The organism is Micromonospora zamorensis (assembly GCF_900090275.1).
Lineage (GTDB): Bacteria > Actinomycetota > Actinomycetes > Mycobacteriales > Micromonosporaceae > Micromonospora > Micromonospora zamorensis.
The window spans coordinates 722,092-739,793 of sequence record NZ_LT607755.1; the positions used below are offsets into that span (position 1 = coordinate 722,092).

Below are 17,702 nucleotides of genomic sequence, written 5' to 3' on the forward strand. Positions count from 1 at the left end.
GCGTCCGCCGGTCGTGATGCGTTACGTTGCTGGTCCGCTTGGGTACAAGTCGAGGCACGGCGGGTGAAGATCAACGGTCGAGGGGTACGGCCGGAGCGGGAGGCTGCATGAGCTCGGCTCAGGGGGGCGGGGACGTCGGGCATCCCTTCGTGTCCGGCCGCGAGATCCCCCCGATGCTGGCAGCGGCGTTCGCGTCCGGTGGCGAGATGGGCGAGCGGCTGAGCAGCTTCGACTGGTCCACCAGTTCGCTCGGCGAGCCCGGTCGCTGGCCGTTGGCGCTCTCCAACGCGGTCGGCATGATGCTCGCCTCCAGTGCGCAGATCGTCATGTTCTGGGGCGACGAGCAGTCCGCCTTCTACAACGACGCCTACCGGCCGACCATCGGTGCCAAGCACCCGCAGGTGATCGGCCAGCCGGCCCGCCAGCACTGGGCGGAGACCTGGGCGGTGCTCGGCCCGCTGCTCGACGGCGTCCGGAGCACCGGGCGTTCCTACCGCGGCGAGGATCACCCCTTCCTGCTGGACCGGTACGGCTTCGTCGAGCAGACCTACTTCAACGTCTCGTACGACCCGATCCTGGGCGACGACGGCTCGGTCAGTGGCGTCTACTGCATCGTCAACGAGACCACCGGGCGGGTGCTCGGCGAGCGTCGGCTGCGGGCACTCGCCGAACTGGGTGCCGAGCTGAACGACAGCGGCAGCGCCGCCGAACTCGGCCGGACCGCCGCCACGGTGCTCGGCCGGCACCGGGCGGACCTGCCGTTCGCCCTGATCTACCTGGCCGACGACAGCGGCCAGCTCGCCCTTTCCGGCGCCACCGGCACCGCCCCGCCCGCCGTCGACGTCACGTCTCAGCTGCTCACCCGGGTGATCGCCGATGGCGCGCCCGCCACGGTCGAGGTGACCGAGCTGCTCGATGCACCGCCGGCCGACGCTGCCGGCCAGGCCCTCGTGCTGCCGCTCACGGCGACCAACCAGACGGTCGGCGCGCTGGTCGTCGGCGTGGCCCGCCAGCTGCCGCTCAATGACGACTACCGCGACTTCCTCGACCTGGTCGCCGCCCAGATCTCCCGGGCGGCGGGCATTCAACGGGCGTACGAGCAGGAACGGGCTCGCGCCGCCGAGCTGGCGGCGTTGGATCGGGCGAAGACCAACTTCTTCGCGAACGTCAGCCACGAGTTCCGTACCCCGCTGACCCTCGTGCTCGGCCCGCTGGAGGACATGCTGGCCGACCCGGCGCTGCCCGCCGCCGACACCGAGCGGCTCACCATGATGCACCGCAACGCGCTGCGCCTGCTCAAGCTGGTCAACACCGTTCTGGACTTCTCCCGACTGGAGTCCGGCCGGCTCGCCGCCCGCTATCAGCCCACCGACCTCGCCGGCTACACCGCCCGGCTGGCCAGCACCTTTCGCTCGGCCACCGAGCGGGCCGGGCTGCGGCTGGTGGTGGACTGCCCGCCGCTGCCGGCACCGGTCTTCGTCGACCGGGACATGTGGGAGAAGATCGTCCTCAACCTGGTGTCCAACGCCGTCAAGTTCACCTTCGACGGCGAGATCCGGGTGCGGGTCCGGGCCGTGGACGGCGTGGCCCGGCTGGACGTGACAGACAGCGGCATCGGCATCGTGCCGGACGAGTTGCCGCACGTCTTCGAGCGGTTCCACCGGGTGCCGGGGGTGCGTGCGCGCACCCATGAGGGCACCGGGATCGGTCTGGCGCTGGTCCGGGAGCTGGTCGAGATGCACGGCGGTGAGGTCGGGCTGACCAGCGAGGTCGACCGGGGCAGCACCTTCACGGTGACCGTGCCGTTCGGGTCGGCCCACCTGCCCGCGGACCATGTGGCGGCGTTCCGCCCGCTGCCCGCGGGTGAGCCCGAGCAGGCCCGGCTCTATGTGGCGGAGACCGCGCTGTGGACCGGCGTCGAGCCGGCAGCCGAGTTCGACAGCCGACCGACGGCGGCCGCTCCGGCCGGTCGGATCCTGGTCGTCGACGACAATGTGGACCTGCGCGAGCACGTCACCCGGCTGCTCTCGCCCACCTGGGAGGTGGTCACCGCGAGCGACGGGCTGGCCGGCCTGCAGCTGGCCCGCGAGGGCGGATTCGACCTGGTGCTCACCGACGTGATGATGCCCCGGCTGGACGGGTTCGGGCTGGTGAGCGCGCTGCGCGCGGACCCGCGTACCCGTCATGTGCCGATCGTGCTGCTCTCCGCCCGGGCCGGCTCCGCGGAGGCCGTCGCCGGTCTGTCCGTCGGTGCCGACGACTACCTCACCAAGCCGTTCACCGGCCAGGAGTTGATCGCCCGGGTCCGGGCCAACGTCGAGCTGGGTCAGCTCCGTGGCCAGATCATCCGTCGGCTCCGGGCGTTGGCCGACGCGGCGGTGGATGTCAACACCGCCCGCTCGACCGGCGACGTGCTCCAGGTGGCCGCCGGGCACGCGCTCAGCCTCGCCGAGGCCGCCCGGGTGGTGGTCACCGCGACCGGCGCCCGTGGCGAGGCGGACACCGGCGGTGCCACCGTCACCGACCCGTCCTTCGTGGCCGAGCTGACCGGCACCACCAGCAAGCCCCTCGGCGAGCTGCGGGTCTGGGGGCCGGCCGCTGACGACACGCAGGCCGACGAGGCCGCGTTGACCCAGCTGGCCCGCCTGGTCGGGGTGCGGTTGGAAAACGCCCAGCTCTACGAGGCCGAGCACCGCATCGCCAGCACGTTGCAGCACAGTCTGCTGCCCCGGTCGCTGCCTCGGCTGCCGGGAGCGGTCGTGGCCAGCCGTTACCTGCCCGGCAGCGCCGACGTCGAGGTCGGCGGCGACTGGTACGACGCGATCGCCCTCGAAGAGGACGAACTGGTGCTGGTGATCGGCGACGTGGTGGGCAAGGGTGTCCAGGCCGCTGCGGCCATGGGACAACTGCGCAACGCGCTGCGGGCGTACCTGTTGGAGGGCTACGACCCGGGGGAGTCGCTGACCCGCCTCAACCGGCTGGTCGTGTCCACCGAACGCCGATCCTTCGCCACGGTGGTCTGTCTGCTGTTCAACCCGCGCACCGGCCGCCTGCGGTACGCGAGCGCCGGCCACCCATCGCCGCTGCTGATCACGGGAGGCGACGTGACGTTCCTGCACGACCGGGCGCTCGGTCCACCGGTCGGCGCCCTCCCGGGCGCGACGTACGAGGCGGTCGAGGGGGAGTTGGCTCCCGGCAGCCGGCTGCTGCTCTACACCGACGGGCTGATCGAGGACCGCCAGATCGACATCGACGCCGCGCTGGCCCAGCTGCGCGTCGACGCGGCGGCCCCCAGCGAGCACATGGCGGACCTGATCGACGCGGTGGTGAAGCGGGTCGCCGGTCGGCCGCGCCGCGACGACGTGGCGGTCCTCGCACTGGAGGCGGTGGAGCTGAACCGTTTCGCGTTGCGACTGCCGGCGGACCCGACCCGGCTGAGTGTGCTGCGTAAGCGTCTGGAGGACTTCCTGGTCGCGCACGCCGTCAACGAGACGGACGTGTTCGACCTGACCGTCGCGGTCTCCGAGGCAGCCGCCAACGCCATCGAGCACCCGATCCACCCCGCCGAGGCCATGATCAGCGTGGAGGTGGCCATCGAGGACCGGACGGTGACGGCCACCGTGCGCGACAGCGGGCAGTGGCGCGAGTCGACCGACTCCGGGTTCCGGGGGCGCGGCCTGTCCCTGATCAGGGCGCTGGGCGACCTCACTGTGCGGCGTACCGATGAGGGCACCGAGGTGACGCTGCGCCGGCAGCTGCGGGACTGACAGTGCGCCCGGCGGCGTCTCTCAGGCCGGGTCGAGCCAGGTCTGCTCACCCAGGCCGGAGATCTCCAGCACCCGGCGGACCTGCCGGGACGGCAGGACGGTGAGCGCGCCCGGAAACTGCTGGGCGAGCCGGACCAGAGCATGGATGGCGGCCGAGTCGAAGAAGGTGACAGCGCTCAGGTCCAGGGTGACCTGCCCGGCGGGTTCGCGCAGCGCGGTCTGGAGCATGGTGTCGGCGGTGGCCATGTCGACCTCACCGGCCACCACCACGTGGAGGTGGTCACCATCGATCTCCGCGCTGGCGGAGAAGACTGGCGGTGCTCCACCTTGATCCACGCTGACACCATGGCACAGCCGACCAGGCTGGGCAACAACCACTCCCGAGCGGCCGTGGCGCGGGTCACCAGCGACCCCGGCGATAGGCTTGTCGCATGACCGTTCGCCCGCCGCTGACACCAGGCACGCTCTCCCCGCTGCGACCGGTGCCATCCCAGATCACCCGACCGGAGTACGTGGGCAAGAAGCGCCCGCAGGAGTGGCGCGGCTCGCACGTGCAGACGCCGGAAACCATCGAGAAGATGCGGATCGCCAGCCGGCTCGCCGCCCAGGCGACCCAGCTCGCGGGCGAGCACTGCAAGCCGGGCGTGACCACCGACGAGATCGACAAGGTGGTGCACGAGTTCCTCTGCGACCACGGCGCGTACCCGTCGACGCTGGGCTACAAGGGCTTCCCGAAGTCCTGCTGCACCAGCCTCAACGAGGTCATCTGCCACGGCATCCCGGACTCCACCGTCCTGCAGGACGGCGACATCATCAACGTCGACGTGACCGCGTACATCGGTGGGGTGCACGGCGACACCGACGCCACCTTCTGCGTCGGTGAGGTCAGCGAGGAAGCCCGACTGTTGGTCGAGCGCACCCACGAAGCGATGATGCGCGGCATCCGCGCCGTCGCCCCGGGCCGCCAGATCAACGTGGTGGGCCGGGTCATCGAGTCGTACGCCAAGCGGTTCGGCTACGGCGTCGTCCGCGACTTCACCGGCCACGGCATCGGCGAGTCCTTCCACAGCGGGCTCTACGTTCCGCACTACGACAGCCCGCGCCCCACGGACATCATGGAACCGGGTATGACGTTCACCATCGAGCCGATGATCACGCTCGGCACCTACCAGTACGACATGTGGGACGACGGGTGGACCGTGGTCACCAAGGACCGCAGGTGGACGGCCCAGTTCGAGCACACCATCGTGGTGACCGACAGCGGTCACGAGATCCTGACCCTGCCGTGAGCGCGAGGAACGCAGCGAAGCGAAGTCCCGCAGTCGCGAACGAAGGGCAGGCGCCGTGACCGACGCCCCGGCAGCCCTGCGGGAGGCGCACCACGCGGACGTCTCCGGCGGTTGGTTGCGTCCTGCCGTCTTCGGCGCGATGGACGGCCTGGTCACCAACATCGCCCTGATCGCCGGCGTCGGCGGCGGCGGGGTCTCGTCGCACAGCATCGTGCTCACCGGCTCCGCCGGCCTGGTCGCCGGTGCGATCTCGATGGGTCTCGGCGAGTACACCAGCGTGCGCTCCGCCAACGAACAGGTCGCCGCCGAGGTGGCCAAGGAGCGGCGGGAGCTGGAACGGCACCCCGAGGCCGAGGCCCGGGAGCTGGCCGACGCGTGGGTGGCACGCGGCCTTCCCCGTGATCTCGCCACCCAGGTCGCCGAAGCCGTGCGGCGTGACCCGGAGGAGGCGCTGCGGGTGCACGTCCGCGAGGAGTTGGGCGTCGACCCCGACGACCAGCCCAGCCCGTGGGCCGCGGCGATCTCGTCGTTCCTGTTCTTCTCGTTGGGCGCACTGGTCCCGCTACTGACCTACCTGTTCGGCGCCACCGAGCTGTGGCTCGCACTGGCCGTCGGCGGGCTCGGGCTGTTCGTCGCGGGCGCGGTGGTGGCCCGCTTCACCAACCGGCCCTGGTGGACCAGCGGCCTGCGCCAACTGCTGCTGGGTGCCGCCGCAGCCGGCGCCACCTACCTCATCGGCTCGCTGATCGGCGTGCAGGGCGGGCTGTGACACCGGTCAACCGGTGAGCAGCTCGTCGATAGTGCCGTCCACCCCACGACCACGGGCGGCCAACTCCTCGGCCTGCCGGGCCAGCACCACACCCACCTCTGTCATGTCCGCGCCGGCCAACCCGGTGCGTCGTACCGCGTCCCCGGGATCACGGAAGTAGGTGCGACTCAGCAGACCGGTCACCGTGGCCGCCGCCAACCGGGCCTCACCGAGCATCAGCAGGGCCTGGTCGGTCTCGTACCACTCGGCCAGTCGGGCGGCCCGGGCGTGCGCCGCGCTGCCCCTGTACCAGGCCTGCCGGGCCGCGGTGCTGAACTCCGCCGGCCGGGCCCTCGCCAACCGGCCGAGGTGCTCGTCGCGCAGCGTCCGCAACCAGCCCGTCGGGTCGTGCAACGCCTGCGTGGTGACGTACCGGTCGGCGGTCAACGGCCACAGTGGGGAGAGCACCCGGGCCTGCGCCAGGTAGTCCTCGGCGGCGGCCACGGTCAGGTCGACCAGCACCCCGTCCACCCGCCGGGTCGCGGGCGGTGGACCCGCGCCGGACCGATAGGTGACCACCAGCATCCCCGCCTCGCGGTCCCCACCGCCGTCGTCGTCGCCGTGCGCCAGGGGCCCGTGCACCGCGACCGTGAGCACGTCGGCCGGAAACCGCCGTCGGACCGCCTCGGCGACCCGCTCCGCGACCGTCCACCGTCGATCATCGAGGTCCCGGCCGCCAGCCGGCTCACTCCTCGCGCTCACGGGACCACCTCGCCTCGGCTACCGAGCGTCAGCCTAGCCAGCCGGCGGCGGGCCGGCCGGTGCGCCGCGCCCGGTCGGCACCAGCCGGAAGATGCGGATCTCCCGGCCGCCGGCCCGCTGCACGTAGCTGCGGTACGCGGGCCACTCGGTGACCAGCAGCTGCCACAGCCGGTCACGTTCGGCCCCGGACGCCAAGTCGGCCCGCACCGGGACCCGCAGGCCCTTCACGTCCACCTCGGCTGTCGGACTGGCGAGCAGGTTCATCGCCCAGCCGGGCTGCTGCGTCTGCCCCCAGTTGGAACCGATCACCACGTACGCGTCGCCGTCGGGCACGTAGAGCAGCGGGTTGCTGCGTGGCTTTCCGGAGCGACGGCCGGTCGTGGTGATGACCAGGGAGGGGATCAGGCCGAGTGCCACCACCCGGCCCCGGGTGAGCCGACCGACCACCCGGTCGGCGGGCACCAGCAGGCGTGCGGCGGCACCGAACCAGCGATGATGACCGACTCGACGGGTGAGAGTTCCCAGCACTGACACGCGGATCAGTCTGCCCGCTGCCGGGCTCCGGCGGCACCCCCCCGTACGCGCCCGGATCGCCGACCGGCCGGCCACCGCGCGGCGGTCAGTCCATCTGCCGCTCGATCGGCAGCCGGGCGCGGGTGAACAACCCGGCCCCGAGCATCGCCACCACCGGCACCAGCACCAGGACCCCGAGCGCGGGCCACGGCACCAGGATCGGGTACGGGTCGGCGAACGGCCAGTCGTCCGCGTACTGCCGGTTGACCGAGAACAGCACGATCGCGGCGGTGCCGAGCCCGGCCACGATGCCGAGCACCGAACCGAGCCCGGCGATGACCCCGGCCTGGCAGATCGCCAGCAGCCGGCGCAACGCGGGTGCCGCGCCGACGGCCGCGAGGGTGGTCATCTCGGCGCGCCCCTCGGCAGCGGCGAGCGCGGTGGCGATCCCCGCCGCCCCCACCGTGATCACACCGGCCGCCGCCGCGAGGAGCAGCAGCAGCGGTGACACGTCGCGGGGTGCAGCGCCATACTCCACGCTCAGCGAGACCGTCCCGAAGGACCGCAGGGCGGCGGCGAAGCGCTTCCGATGGTCCTCGTCGGGCGCACTGGTGGTGCCGATCACCCAGCCGGCCGGTGACCAGGTCAGGCCGAGTTCTCGGGCCGCGGTCCCGGACAGCAGCAGGCGGGGCGGGCCGACCGCCCGGGGCAGCGCGTACCCCGGGAGGTCACGGACACCGGTCGGCGGGTCCGGTCCGGCCTCCACCTCGTTGACGCGTACGGTCACCAGGCCGTCGTGCAGGTAGCGCGGGTCGGTCACCACCACGCCACCGGCGCGCAGCACCACCGCGGCTGCGGCGGTCGTCGCCGGGTCCGCGCCGGTGAGCAGTGGCAGAGCGGTCCCGTCGTCCACCCCGGTCTGCACGTACCCGCCGAAGTAGTCCGTCTCACGGATGCGACAGCGGGGGTCGGCGCGGGCCTGCCGGCGGTCGGACTCGGGAAGGCCGTCCCGGGGCTGCCACGGGCAGGCTTGCTCCACCGGGAGCACGGGCGTGACCTCGCAGTAGCCGGTGCTCGCCGGCCCGCAGCCCAGGCTGTGCAGCGGGGCGACAGCGCCGGTGCCCAACTGTTCCCGGGCCGCGGCGGCGACCTGGGTCAGCGTGGGCTGCCGGGTCGACTCGATCGGGTCGACCCGCACGTGGCCGACCGGCAGTGCCGCCTGGTAGGCGCGCGCGTCGCGCTCGCCGTCACTGGCGAGGTACGCGCCGAGAGCGACGCTGCTGGCGACGGCGGCCATCACTGCACAGATGGCCGGCGCCGCGGCGGCCCGGTTGCGGCTCGCGTCGCGCAACGCGATCCGCGGGGCCAGTGGCAACACCCGACCGAGGCGGGCGAGCGCCCCGATCAGCGTGGGCGTGCAGCAGACCAGGCCCAGTTCGCCGAGGATCAGGCCGGTGAGGATCACCGCCGGTGAGGTCCGGGCGGCCCCGAACGCCGCCAGTCCGGCCCCGCCGGCCACCAGTCCCAGGCCGAGGGCCAGCCAGCGGGCCTGGGACACCGGTGGGGTACGCCGACCGGTCAGGCCGGCGCTGACGTCCTGCCGTGCGGCCGACCAGGCCGGTGCCAGCGCGGCGAGCACCCCGGCCAGGACCGCGACCCCACCGAGCAGCACCAGCGCCGCGGGCCAGCAGCGGTACCCGCCGAAGCGCGCGCCGAACACGTACTGCTCCACCAGTGGACGAGCGGCGAACGCCGCGAGGACACCGACGAGCAGGCCGGCGGCGGCGCCCAGCACACCCAGCACCACTCCGTCGGCCAGCACGACCCGGCGGAGCTGGGCGGCGTCCCCGCCGGCCACCGCGACCAGCGCCAGATCCCGCCGACGGCGACGGACGCCGACGGCGAACGCCGGCCCGACCAGGAGTACGACCTCCAGCAGCCCGAGGCCGGCGATCAGCACGCCGGTGCTGAGGTCGTTGGTGTCGCCCAGGTTGATCGAGCCGAGCCACGACCGGTCCGGTTGGGTCGGGGGACGTGGGGTGACCACCACCCCCCGGTCGTTGAGCCGGGACACCAGGGCGGCGTCGACGGCTCCGGGTATGTCCGCCAGCCACACGCTGTCCGTCTCGGGACCGGTCGGCGGCGCGGCTCCCGGGTGCAACGCCACCAACGGGCCGAGATCGTCGGGGAACTCGACCACACCGACCACGGTGTACGCCCTGCTTCCGTCGGCCACGGCGACGGCACGGCCGAGGTGGAGGTCCAGGCGACGCAGCGCCGCCGGGCTGACCGCGACCTCGCCGGGCTGCTGCGGCGCCCGGCCGGCCCGGAACCGCACCAGCGCGCGGGCCAACGGGTCGTCGAGGTCCAGCGCCCGCCCGGTCACCTCCTCGTCGCGGTGTGGGCCCCGCAGCGTCAGGGTGATGTACGTGCGTACCTCGGTGACCCGGCTTCCGGGCCCGAGCAGCGCGGTCAACTGGGCCGCGGTCGCCTTCGCGGGAGGCAGGTACGTGTCGTCCCGCGTGAACCAGCCCTCACCCCGCTCGTCCTGTCCCACCGGGTTGTCGGCGATCCAGCGCAATTCCGCGTCGGCCACGCCGAGCCGGCGGTCGACGCGTTCCTGCGGAGTCAGCTCGGCCATGTCGTAGCTCGCCGCCAGGAAGGCCAGCGCCGCCACCGGCAGGGCGATCATCGCGAGCACCAGGGCGGTCCGTCGTCGGGCCCGACGGGACTCCCGCCGGGCGATGCGCAGCGCCGTCCGCCAGGAGCCGGTCAGCTCGGCGATCCGCCGCCGGCCGACGAGAGCGGGTGGCTCGACCGGCTCCGCCGTGGGGGCGTCCACCCGGCCAGGGGCCTGCCTGGTCCGGCGGCTGGTCACCGGTCGCTGCCGGACAGCAGTTGCTCCACGCTGCCCAACGGTGCCGTGGTGTCGACCAGCACCCCGTCGCGGAGGAACACCACCCGGTCGGCCCAGCCGGCATGTCGCGCCTCGTGGGTGACCAGCACGCCGGCGGCGCCCGCGTCGATCCGGCGGCGCAGCAGGTGGAGGACCGCCTCACCGGTCTGCGAGTCCAGTGCCCCGGTGGGCTCGTCGGCGAGCACCAGTCGGCGTTCTCCCACCAGGGCGCGGGCGATGGCCACCCGCTGCTGCTGGCCGCCGGAGAGCTGGTCCGGGAAGCGGTCACCCAGTGCGGGTAGACCCACCTCGGTGAGCGCCGCCATGGCCAGCGCCCGGGCCCGGCGGCCGCTGGTGCCGTCGAGTTCCAGCGGGAGCGCCACGTTCTCCAGTGCGCTCAGGCTGCCGAGCAGGTTGAGCTGCTGGAAGATGTAGCCGATCCGGCGGCGACGCAGTTGGGCGAGCCCGCGCCGGTCCAGTGCCCCCAGCGGTTGTCCCTCGACCCGGACCTCGCCGCCGGTCGGGCGGTCCAGCCCTCCGGCGAGGGCCAGCAACGTCGACTTGCCGGAGCCGGACGGCCCCATCACGGCGACCAGCTCACCGGGCCGGACGGCCAGGCTGACGCCGCGCAGCGCGTGCACCGCCGCCGGTCCGGCGCCGTGGGTGCGGTGGACGGCGCGGAGTTCCAGCACCGCGTCGTCCGACCCGCTCACCGTCGCGCCTCCTCGCCGGCCCATCTGGCAGCGGCACGTGCGTCGGCGTCACCCGGTCGGGGAGGTGCGGGTGCCTGATCACTGGGCTGGTGCCGGACCAGGCTCGTCTCGCAGTGGTCCAGCCAGCGCACCTCGGCCTCGGCCTGGAACACCATCGAGTCCAGCACGAGGCGCCAGGGGAGGTCCTCCGGTCGGTTGCTGCCGTACTTCAACCGGGTCAACTCCTGCAGGGCCCGCATGGTCGCGCTGCGCTGGGCCTGCACCACGGAGCGGACGTCGACACCGGGGGTGGTCAGCGCCAACGCCAGCTTGATCGCCAGCTCGTCGCGGGGCCGGTCGGTTCGGCTGACCGGGGTCGCGAACCACAGCGCCAGGTCCGCCCGGCCGGCGTCGGTGATCTCGTACGGGCGCTGCCCGGCCTCGCTCTCCGGCAGCGGGCGCACCAGACCGTCGCGCTCCAGCCGGGACAGCGTGGTGTAGACCTGCCCGATGTTCAGCGGCCAAGTCGAGCCGGTCGACTCCTCGAACGCGGCGCGCAGCTGGTAGCCGTACATCTGGCCGCGTTCGAGCAGGGCGAGCAACCCGTGACGGATGGACATGGCAACGGAGTATGCATACCTGGTATGCGCACCGCAACCGGAGTGGACCCGCTCAGGCCGGACGTCCGGGAAACGGGACAGTCAGCGGGGTCGACCCGGCCGTCTTACGCCACCGGGTGGCGCGCACAGCGTACTCGACCAGGGCCGCCAACGCCTGGTCCCGGTCGGCGCCGGTGGTGGACGCCAGAGCCGCCCGCCAGTGCGCTGCCGTGCGTTCCTCGACCTCGGCGGCGAGCCGCAGGGCGCTCGCCCGGTCGGTGACCGGGAACGGCAGCGCGTACCCGGCGCGGTCCGGAGGCACGACGCCGCCGGCGGTGGTGAGCTGCACCACGAGGGTGTCGCGTCGGCGTCGATGCGCGGCCTCCGCCTGGTGCGCCGCCTCCCGGGCGGCGCCGGTGAGCCGGACGCCGATCCGCCCGTAGGCGTAGATGGCCGCGTACTCGGCGGACAGGGCGGAGGCGAGGGCCTCGCCGGAGGACGGCTGCCTCACTTCAGTGCCTCCTGGTGGGTGGCTCGGGCGGCGACGATCGACCCGAGCAGCGCGGCCCGTTCCGCTGGCGCTGCGGCGCAGGCCTGGGTGGCGGCCTGCTGGGCGGTCTTCTCCAGGGCGCGCAGTGCGGCGAGCGCGCCGGCCGGCTCGGCCGCCGGGGCGGTGGTGGGGGCGGTGGCCGCCGCCGACGGCAGGGCGACACCGATCACCCGGGCCAGTTCGGTGGCGTGTGCGGTGTGCGCCTCGGCGATCGGACCGAGCCGGTCGGCCAGGTCGGGATGAGCGGTGGCCGCACTCCGGTGTGCCTCGGCCAGCGCCAGTGACTCGTCCACCATCGGGCGCAGCGGGTCCGGTGGTGGCGCCGGCTGGTCGTCACGGTCGAAAAGATCACAGCCGGTCAGCGGCGCAGCGGCGCCGCCGAGCACCAGCAGCGCCCCGCCGCGCAGCAACTTTCGCCGGGAATGTCCGGATGCCTGGTCGCGCTGTGTCGTTCTGCCGATCCCCACCGGGCAAGTCAACACCATCGGCGTCGGTCCAGGGGCGACCGGCGTCGGTGCGCCGCCCGGTCCGCTGCCGGGCAGGCGCGTTACGCTCTGCGCAGCCACCGGCGTGTCCGCTCCGGTGGCGTGCCGGCATGGCGGGACGGCCGATCACCGTCGACCAGGGAAAGGGTGCGGAGATGACGCAGCGTGGCCGTGCCACCAGGCCGACAGGTCGACCCCGTGATGCCGCGGGTCCCCGCGGTGGTGATCTCGCCGGGCGACGTGCCCGACTACGAGCTGTGATCGAGCCGGTCGTCAACGACGCCGGCTACGACCTGGAGGACCTGACGGTCTCCCGGGCCGGTCGCCGGCACGTGGTGCGGGTGATGGTGGACGCCGACGGCGGGATCGACCTGGACGCCGTCGCGGACGTCTCCCGGGCGGTCTCGGCCGCGCTGGACGCCGCGGAGGAAGCCGGTGGCGACATCGTCGCCGGGGAATACCAGCTGGAGGTCAGCTCGCCGGGCGTCGACCGGCCACTGACCCTGCCCCGGCACTGGCGGCGCAACGTGAGCCGGCTGGTCAAGGTCACCGTCCGGGGCGCGGCCGCGCTGCCCGAACAGCGCGGCGAGCAGCCCACCGGCGACCGCCAGCTGACCGGTCGGGTGATCGCGGCCGACGACGAGGGCGTGCAGCTGGAGACCGAGGACGGCCGCACCTCCTGGGCGTACGCCCAGCTGGGCCCGGGCCGCGTGCAGGTCGAGTTCACCCGGCTCGCCGAACTCGGTGAGCCGGACGAGGAGTTCGACGACGCGGACGATTCAGACGAGATCGACGATTCAGACGACATCGACGACGAAGATGATGTGGAGGACGAGGAGAGGTGAACATCGACCTCGCGGCGCTGCGCGCACTCGAGCGCGAGCGGGAGATCCCGTTCGACACGATTCTCGCGGCGATCGAGACCGCGTTGCTGACCGCCTACCGGCACACCGACGGCGCCGAGCCGCACGCCCGGGTGGAGATCGACCGTAAGTCCGGCGCCGCCCTGGTGTACGCGCAGGAGATGGACGCCGACGGCAGCCTGGTGCGGGAGTGGGACGACACCCCGCACGACTTCGGCCGCATCGCGGCCATGACCGCCAAGCAGGTGATCCTCCAGCGTCTGCGGGAGGCCACCGACGAGGTGCACTTCGGTGAGTACGTGGGCCGCGAGGGTGACCTGGTCACCGGCGTGGTGCAGGCGCACGAGACGCGCACCGAGAAGGGCATCGTCAGCGTCGACCTGGGCAAGCTGGAGGGTGTGCTGCCGCAGTCCGAGCAGGTGCCCGGTGAGCGGTACGCCCACGGTGAACGGGTCCGCTGCGTCGTGGTGCACGTGGCCAAGGGCATGCGCGGGCCGCAGATCACCCTGTCCCGGTCGCACCCGGCGCTGGTCAAAAAGCTGTTCGCGCTGGAGGTGCCGGAGATCGCCGACGGCACTGTGGAGATCGGCGCGATCGCCCGTGAGGCAGGTCACCGTACGAAGATCGCCGTACGCTCCACCACCCCCGGTGTGAATCCCAAGGGCGCCTGCATCGGCCCGATGGGCCAGCGGGTGCGCGCCGTGATGAGCGAACTGCACGGCGAAAAGATCGACATCATCGACTGGTCGGACGACCCGGCCACCTTCGTCGGCAACGCGTTGTCACCTGCCAAGGCGTTGCGGGTCGAGGTGGTCGACCTGGCCAACCGGGCCGCCCGGGTGACCGTCCCCGACTTCCAGCTCTCGCTCGCCATCGGTCGGGAGGGGCAGAATGCCCGACTCGCTGCCCGCTTGACCGGTTGGCGGATCGACATTCGCTCGGATGCGGAGCAGACCGCCCCGGCCGCGCGAGGGTCGGCTGATCACGTGCGGGAGCCGGGCGGAGCGATCTCGGGCAGCTAGGGGTAGACTTCCTCCAGTGGTACGACGCGCGCTGCCGGAGCGCACCTGTGTGGGTTGCCGGCAACGTGCGCCGGCCAGCGAATTGCTGCGGATAGTCGCGGTCAGGGACGAGGCTGGTTACAGTCTCCGGCCTGATCCGCTTCGCAGGCTGCCGGGTCGGGGAGCGAACATGCACCCGGATCCGGCCTGCTTCGCGCTGGCGGTGCGGCGCCGCGCCTTCGGGCGTGCGTTGCGCATCACCGAGGTCCTTGACCACGGTGTGCTGGCGGAGCACGTCGATGCGCCAACCACTACGTCCGGTCAGCCCGACCGGGCGAGGGTCGCTAGCAGGGTAGGACGACCGACATGAGCACACGATGAAGTCCCTGAAATGACCAGGCTTCAAGTGCACGAGTGAGGTCGCTGCGGGTGCTGCCCGCACGACCTCGGAGTGAGGAGTGCAGTGGCAGGCAAGGCCCGCGTACACGAGCTTGCAAAAGAGCTCGGGGTCGAGAGTAAGACCGTTCTCGCCAAGCTGAAGGAAATGGGCGAGTTCGTGAAGTCCGCGTCGAGCACCGTCGAGGCGCCCGTCGCCCGGCGACTGCGTAACGCATTCGTCGCGTCCGCCGGTGCTCCGGCACCGGCCGCCGCTCCGTCGGCGCCCGCGTCGACGCCGGCTTCGACCCCGACCCCGACGACGGCCCCGACCCCGGGCGCGCCCCGGGTTGCGGCCAAGCCGATGCCGCCCCGGCGGCCGACCGCGCCGGCTCCCGGCCCGAAGCCGAAGGGTCCGGTGCCTGGTGCACCGCAGCCCGCGGCTCCGGTCGCCAAGCCGGCGAGTGCCCACGACATCGAGGTGGCGGCCGCGGAGGCGCGTGCCGCCGCGCTGAAGGCTGAGCAGGAGGCCGCGGTCAAGGCCGCGCAGGCCGCCCGCCAGCAGCAGCGGGACAACCCGGTACGCCGGGAGCCCCCGGCAGACGGCGGCAACCGCCCCGGCCCTCGGCCGGGTCCGGCCGCGATGCCCCCTCGTCCCGGTTCACCGGCAGCTCGTCCGAGCACGCCGGCTCCGGGTCCGGGTGCCCGACCTGGTGGTCGCCCGCCGGCGCGTGGCGCCGGTAACAACCCGTTCGGCATCCAGGGTGGCCAGCAGCAGCGGCCCCCGGCCGCGGGTGCGGGTGGCCCCCGTCCCAACAGCCCGGCGGGCATGCCGCCGCGGCCGAGCCCGAACTCGATGCCGCCGCGGCCCAGCCCGGCGTCCATGCCGAGTCAGCGTCCGGCTGCCGGTCGCCCTGGTCCCGGTGGCGCTGGTCGCCCCGGTGGCGGTGGCGCTGGTCGTCCCGGTGGTGGTGGCGGCGGCGGTGGCTTCCGTGGCGGTCCCGGCGGTGGCGCCGGTGGCGGTGGCGGTTACCGAGGCGGCCCTGGTGGCGGCGCGGGTGCCGGCGGTGGCGGTGGCTACCGTGGCGGTCCCGGCGGCGGTGGCGGTGCTCCCGGTGGCGGTTTCCGTCCGGGTGCTCCGTCCGGTGGTGGCGGTCGCCCGGGTGCGGGCGGTCGTGGCCGTGGCGGCGGCGCTGCGGGTGCCTTCGGGCGTCCGGGTGGCCGGCCGACGCGCGGTCGCAAGTCCAAGAAGCAGCGCAGACAGGAGTTCGACAACCTGTCGGCTCCGACCATGAGCTCGGGCGCTCCCCGGGGTCAGGGTCAGATCGTCAGGCTCTCCCGTGGCGCCTCGCTGTCCGACTTCGCGGACAAGATCAACGCCAACCCGGGTTCGCTGGTCCAGGAGATGTTCAACCTGGGCGAGATGGTCACCGCGACCCAGTCCTGTTCTGACGACACCCTGCACCTGCTGGGTGAGCACCTGGGCTTCGACATCCAGATCGTCAGCCCGGAGGACGAGGACCGCGAGCTGCTCGCGCAGTTCAACATCGACCTCGACGCGGAGGTGGCCGAGGAGCGTCTGGTCAGCCGTGCGCCGGTGGTGACCGTCATGGGTCACGTCGACCACGGTAAGACCAAGCTGCTCGACGCGATCCGCAAGGCGAACGTCGTGGCCGGTGAGGCGGGTGGCATCACCCAGCACATCGGTGCGTACCAGGTCCACGTGCCGCACGAGGGCGAGGACCGGGCGGTCACCTTCATCGACACCCCGGGTCACGAGGCGTTCACCGCCATGCGTGCTCGTGGTGCCCAGGTCACGGACATCGTGATCCTGGTCGTCGCGGCCGACGACGGTGTGATGCCGCAGACGATCGAGGCGTTGAACCACGCCAAGGCGGCCGACGTGCCGATCGTGGTCGCGGTCAACAAGGTCGACAAGCCGGACGCCAACCCGGACAAGGTCCGCCAGCAGCTGACCGAGTACGGCCTGGTCGCCGAGGAGTACGGCGGCGAGACCATGTTCGTCAACGTGGCAGCCAAGCCGGGCATCGGCATCGAGGAGCTGCTCGAGGCTGTCCTGCTGACCGCCGACGCGTCGCTGGAGCTGACCGCTCCGATCGACGGGCCGGCCCAGGGTGTGGCCATCGAGGCACACCTGGACAAGGGCCGCGGTGCGGTGGCGACGGTGCTGGTGCAGAAGGGCACCCTGCGGGCAGGCGACTCGATCGTCGCCGGTGGGGCGCACGGCCGGGTTCGGGCCATGCTCGACGAGAACGGCAACCAGCTCACCGAGGCTGGGCCGGCGCGTCCGGTCATGGTGCTGGGTCTGACCGCGCCTCCCGGCGCGGGCGACACGTTCCTCGCCGCGGCGGACGACCGCACGGTGCGGCAGATCGCTGAGCAGCGGCAGGCACGGCGGCGGGCGGCGTCCTTCGCCAACTCCCGTGGTCGGGCCACCCTTGAGACGCTCATGGAGCAGCTCAAGGAGGGCGAGAAGACCTCGCTCAACCTCATCCTCAAGGGCGATGTCTCCGGTTCGGTGGAGGCTCTCGAGGACGCGCTGTTCAACCTGGACATCCCCGAGGAAGTCCAGCTCAAGGTCCTCGACCGTGGCGTGGGCGCGATCACCGAGAGCAACGTCATGCTCGCGAGTGCCTCGTCCGAGCCGGTCACGATCATCGGCTTCAACGTGCGGGCCTCCAACAAGGTCCGTGAGATGGCCGACCGCGAGGGCGTGGAGATCCGGTACTACACCGTCATCTACCAGGCCATCGAGGAGATCGAGGCGGCGCTCAAGGGCCTGCTCAAGCCGGAGTACGAGGAGGTCGAGCTGGGCAGCGCGGAGATCCGCGACGTCTTCCGCTCGTCCAAGATCGGCAACATCTCCGGTTGCATCGTCCGGTCGGGTGTCCTTCGGCGCAACGCCAAGGCGCGCCTGCTGCGAGACGGGGCGGTCGTGGCGGACAACCTCACGATCAGCTCGTTGAAGCGGTTCAAGGACGACGCCACCGAGGTTCGCGAGGGCTTCGAGTGTGGTCTGACCCTGGGTGGTTACAACAACGTCCAGGTCGGCGACGTCATCGAGACCTTCGAGATGCGGGAAAAGGTTCGCGCCTGATCCGGCAGTGACACGCTGATCAAGGGGTTTACGCCGTACGGCGT

At 72.6% G+C, this 17,702-nt stretch carries 15 protein-coding genes; 7 read left to right on the plus strand and 8 right to left on the minus strand.

From position 1 onward, the window contains the following. Window positions 1-107: 107 nt before the first annotated feature. Complete coding sequence (locus GA0070619_RS03320; RefSeq protein ID WP_088946692.1) at window positions 108-3,767, plus strand: SpoIIE family protein phosphatase; 3,660 nt, start codon at window positions 108-110, stop codon at window positions 3,765-3,767. Between the two features lie 21 nt (window positions 3,768-3,788). Here the strand turns inward: GA0070619_RS03320 and GA0070619_RS03325 are convergent, their stop codons facing one another. Next, window positions 3,789-4,103 carry an STAS domain-containing protein gene (locus tag GA0070619_RS03325; RefSeq protein ID WP_172861968.1) on the minus strand — a complete coding sequence of 105 codons (315 nt, stop codon included), beginning with the start codon at window positions 4,101-4,103 and terminating at the stop codon, window positions 3,789-3,791. A 95-nt stretch (window positions 4,104-4,198) separates the two neighbouring features. Between GA0070619_RS03325 and map the strand changes: the two genes are divergently transcribed. Both map and GA0070619_RS03335 read left to right on the plus strand, forming a co-directional pair. Next, window positions 4,199-5,056, plus strand: coding sequence for a type I methionyl aminopeptidase (map, locus tag GA0070619_RS03330; protein ID WP_088946694.1), 858 nt, complete (start codon window positions 4,199-4,201; stop codon window positions 5,054-5,056). Window positions 5,057-5,111: 55 nt separating this feature from the next. Next, entirely contained in the window at window positions 5,112-5,825 is a 714-nt protein-coding gene (locus tag GA0070619_RS03335; RefSeq protein WP_088946695.1) for a VIT1/CCC1 transporter family protein, read from the plus strand. Window positions 5,826-5,831: 6 nt separating this feature from the next. On the opposite strand, the gene GA0070619_RS03340 is transcribed toward GA0070619_RS03335, so the two are convergent. The 7 genes from GA0070619_RS03340 to GA0070619_RS03370 all read right to left on the minus strand — a co-directional run bounded on the left by GA0070619_RS03340 (window position 5,832) and on the right by GA0070619_RS03370 (window position 12,226). Then, window positions 5,832-6,566, minus strand: coding sequence for a hypothetical protein (locus GA0070619_RS03340; RefSeq protein WP_088946696.1), 735 nt, complete (start codon window positions 6,564-6,566; stop codon window positions 5,832-5,834). Between the two features lie 33 nt (window positions 6,567-6,599). After that, window positions 6,600-7,100: a nitroreductase family deazaflavin-dependent oxidoreductase gene (locus tag GA0070619_RS03345; RefSeq protein WP_088946697.1), complete on the minus strand. Its 501-nt coding sequence runs from the start codon at window positions 7,098-7,100 to the stop codon at window positions 6,600-6,602. Window positions 7,101-7,185: 85 nt separating this feature from the next. After that, the gene (locus tag GA0070619_RS03350; RefSeq protein WP_088946698.1) at window positions 7,186-9,957 is read right to left on the minus strand and encodes an FtsX-like permease family protein; all 2,772 of its coding nucleotides are present in this window, start codon (window positions 9,955-9,957) and stop codon (window positions 7,186-7,188) included. After that, window positions 9,954-10,688 carry an ABC transporter ATP-binding protein gene (locus GA0070619_RS03355; RefSeq protein WP_231927249.1) on the minus strand — a complete coding sequence of 245 codons (735 nt, stop codon included), beginning with the start codon at window positions 10,686-10,688 and terminating at the stop codon, window positions 9,954-9,956. Before GA0070619_RS03355 ends, GA0070619_RS03350 begins: the two co-directional genes overlap by 4 nt. Beyond that, the gene (locus GA0070619_RS03360) at window positions 10,685-11,287 is read right to left on the minus strand and encodes a PadR family transcriptional regulator (protein ID WP_088946700.1); all 603 of its coding nucleotides are present in this window, start codon (window positions 11,285-11,287) and stop codon (window positions 10,685-10,687) included. Before GA0070619_RS03360 ends, GA0070619_RS03355 begins: the two co-directional genes overlap by 4 nt. A gap of 52 nt (window positions 11,288-11,339) precedes the next feature. Next, the gene (locus tag GA0070619_RS03365; RefSeq protein ID WP_088946701.1) at window positions 11,340-11,777 is read right to left on the minus strand and encodes a ferritin-like domain-containing protein; all 438 of its coding nucleotides are present in this window, start codon (window positions 11,775-11,777) and stop codon (window positions 11,340-11,342) included. Continuing rightward, the gene (locus GA0070619_RS03370; RefSeq protein WP_088946702.1) at window positions 11,774-12,226 is read right to left on the minus strand and encodes a hypothetical protein; all 453 of its coding nucleotides are present in this window, start codon (window positions 12,224-12,226) and stop codon (window positions 11,774-11,776) included. Before GA0070619_RS03370 ends, GA0070619_RS03365 begins: the two co-directional genes overlap by 4 nt. 230 nt (window positions 12,227-12,456) lie before the next feature. Between GA0070619_RS03370 and rimP the strand changes: the two genes are divergently transcribed. From rimP to infB, 4 genes are all read left to right on the plus strand, one after another. After that, a complete protein-coding gene (gene rimP, locus GA0070619_RS03375; protein ID WP_088951521.1) occupies window positions 12,457-13,146 on the plus strand; it encodes a ribosome maturation factor RimP in 690 nt (229 codons plus the stop codon). Beyond that, the gene (nusA, locus tag GA0070619_RS03380) at window positions 13,143-14,186 is read left to right on the plus strand and encodes a transcription termination factor NusA (protein ID WP_088946703.1); all 1,044 of its coding nucleotides are present in this window, start codon (window positions 13,143-13,145) and stop codon (window positions 14,184-14,186) included. Before rimP ends, nusA begins: the two co-directional genes overlap by 4 nt. A gap of 16 nt (window positions 14,187-14,202) precedes the next feature. Then, window positions 14,203-14,535 carry a YlxR family protein gene (locus tag GA0070619_RS03385; protein ID WP_088946704.1) on the plus strand — a complete coding sequence of 111 codons (333 nt, stop codon included), beginning with the start codon at window positions 14,203-14,205 and terminating at the stop codon, window positions 14,533-14,535. Window positions 14,536-14,628: 93 nt separating this feature from the next. Next, entirely contained in the window at window positions 14,629-17,658 is a 3,030-nt protein-coding gene (infB, locus tag GA0070619_RS03390; RefSeq protein ID WP_088946705.1) for a translation initiation factor IF-2, read from the plus strand. The last annotated feature ends 44 nt before the right edge of the window (window positions 17,659-17,702 follow it).

Coding starts and splice junctions, on each gene's coding strand:
- map (WP_088946694.1), top strand. CDS start 4,199: ATGACCGTTCGCCCGCCGCTGACACCAGGCACGCTCTCCCCGCTGCGA.
- GA0070619_RS03360 (WP_088946700.1), bottom strand. CDS start 11,287: ATGTCCATCCGTCACGGGTTGCTCGCCCTGCTCGAACGCGGCCAGATG.
- GA0070619_RS03320 (WP_088946692.1), top strand. CDS start 108: ATGAGCTCGGCTCAGGGGGGCGGGGACGTCGGGCATCCCTTCGTGTCC.
- rimP (WP_088951521.1), top strand. CDS start 12,457: ATGACGCAGCGTGGCCGTGCCACCAGGCCGACAGGTCGACCCCGTGAT.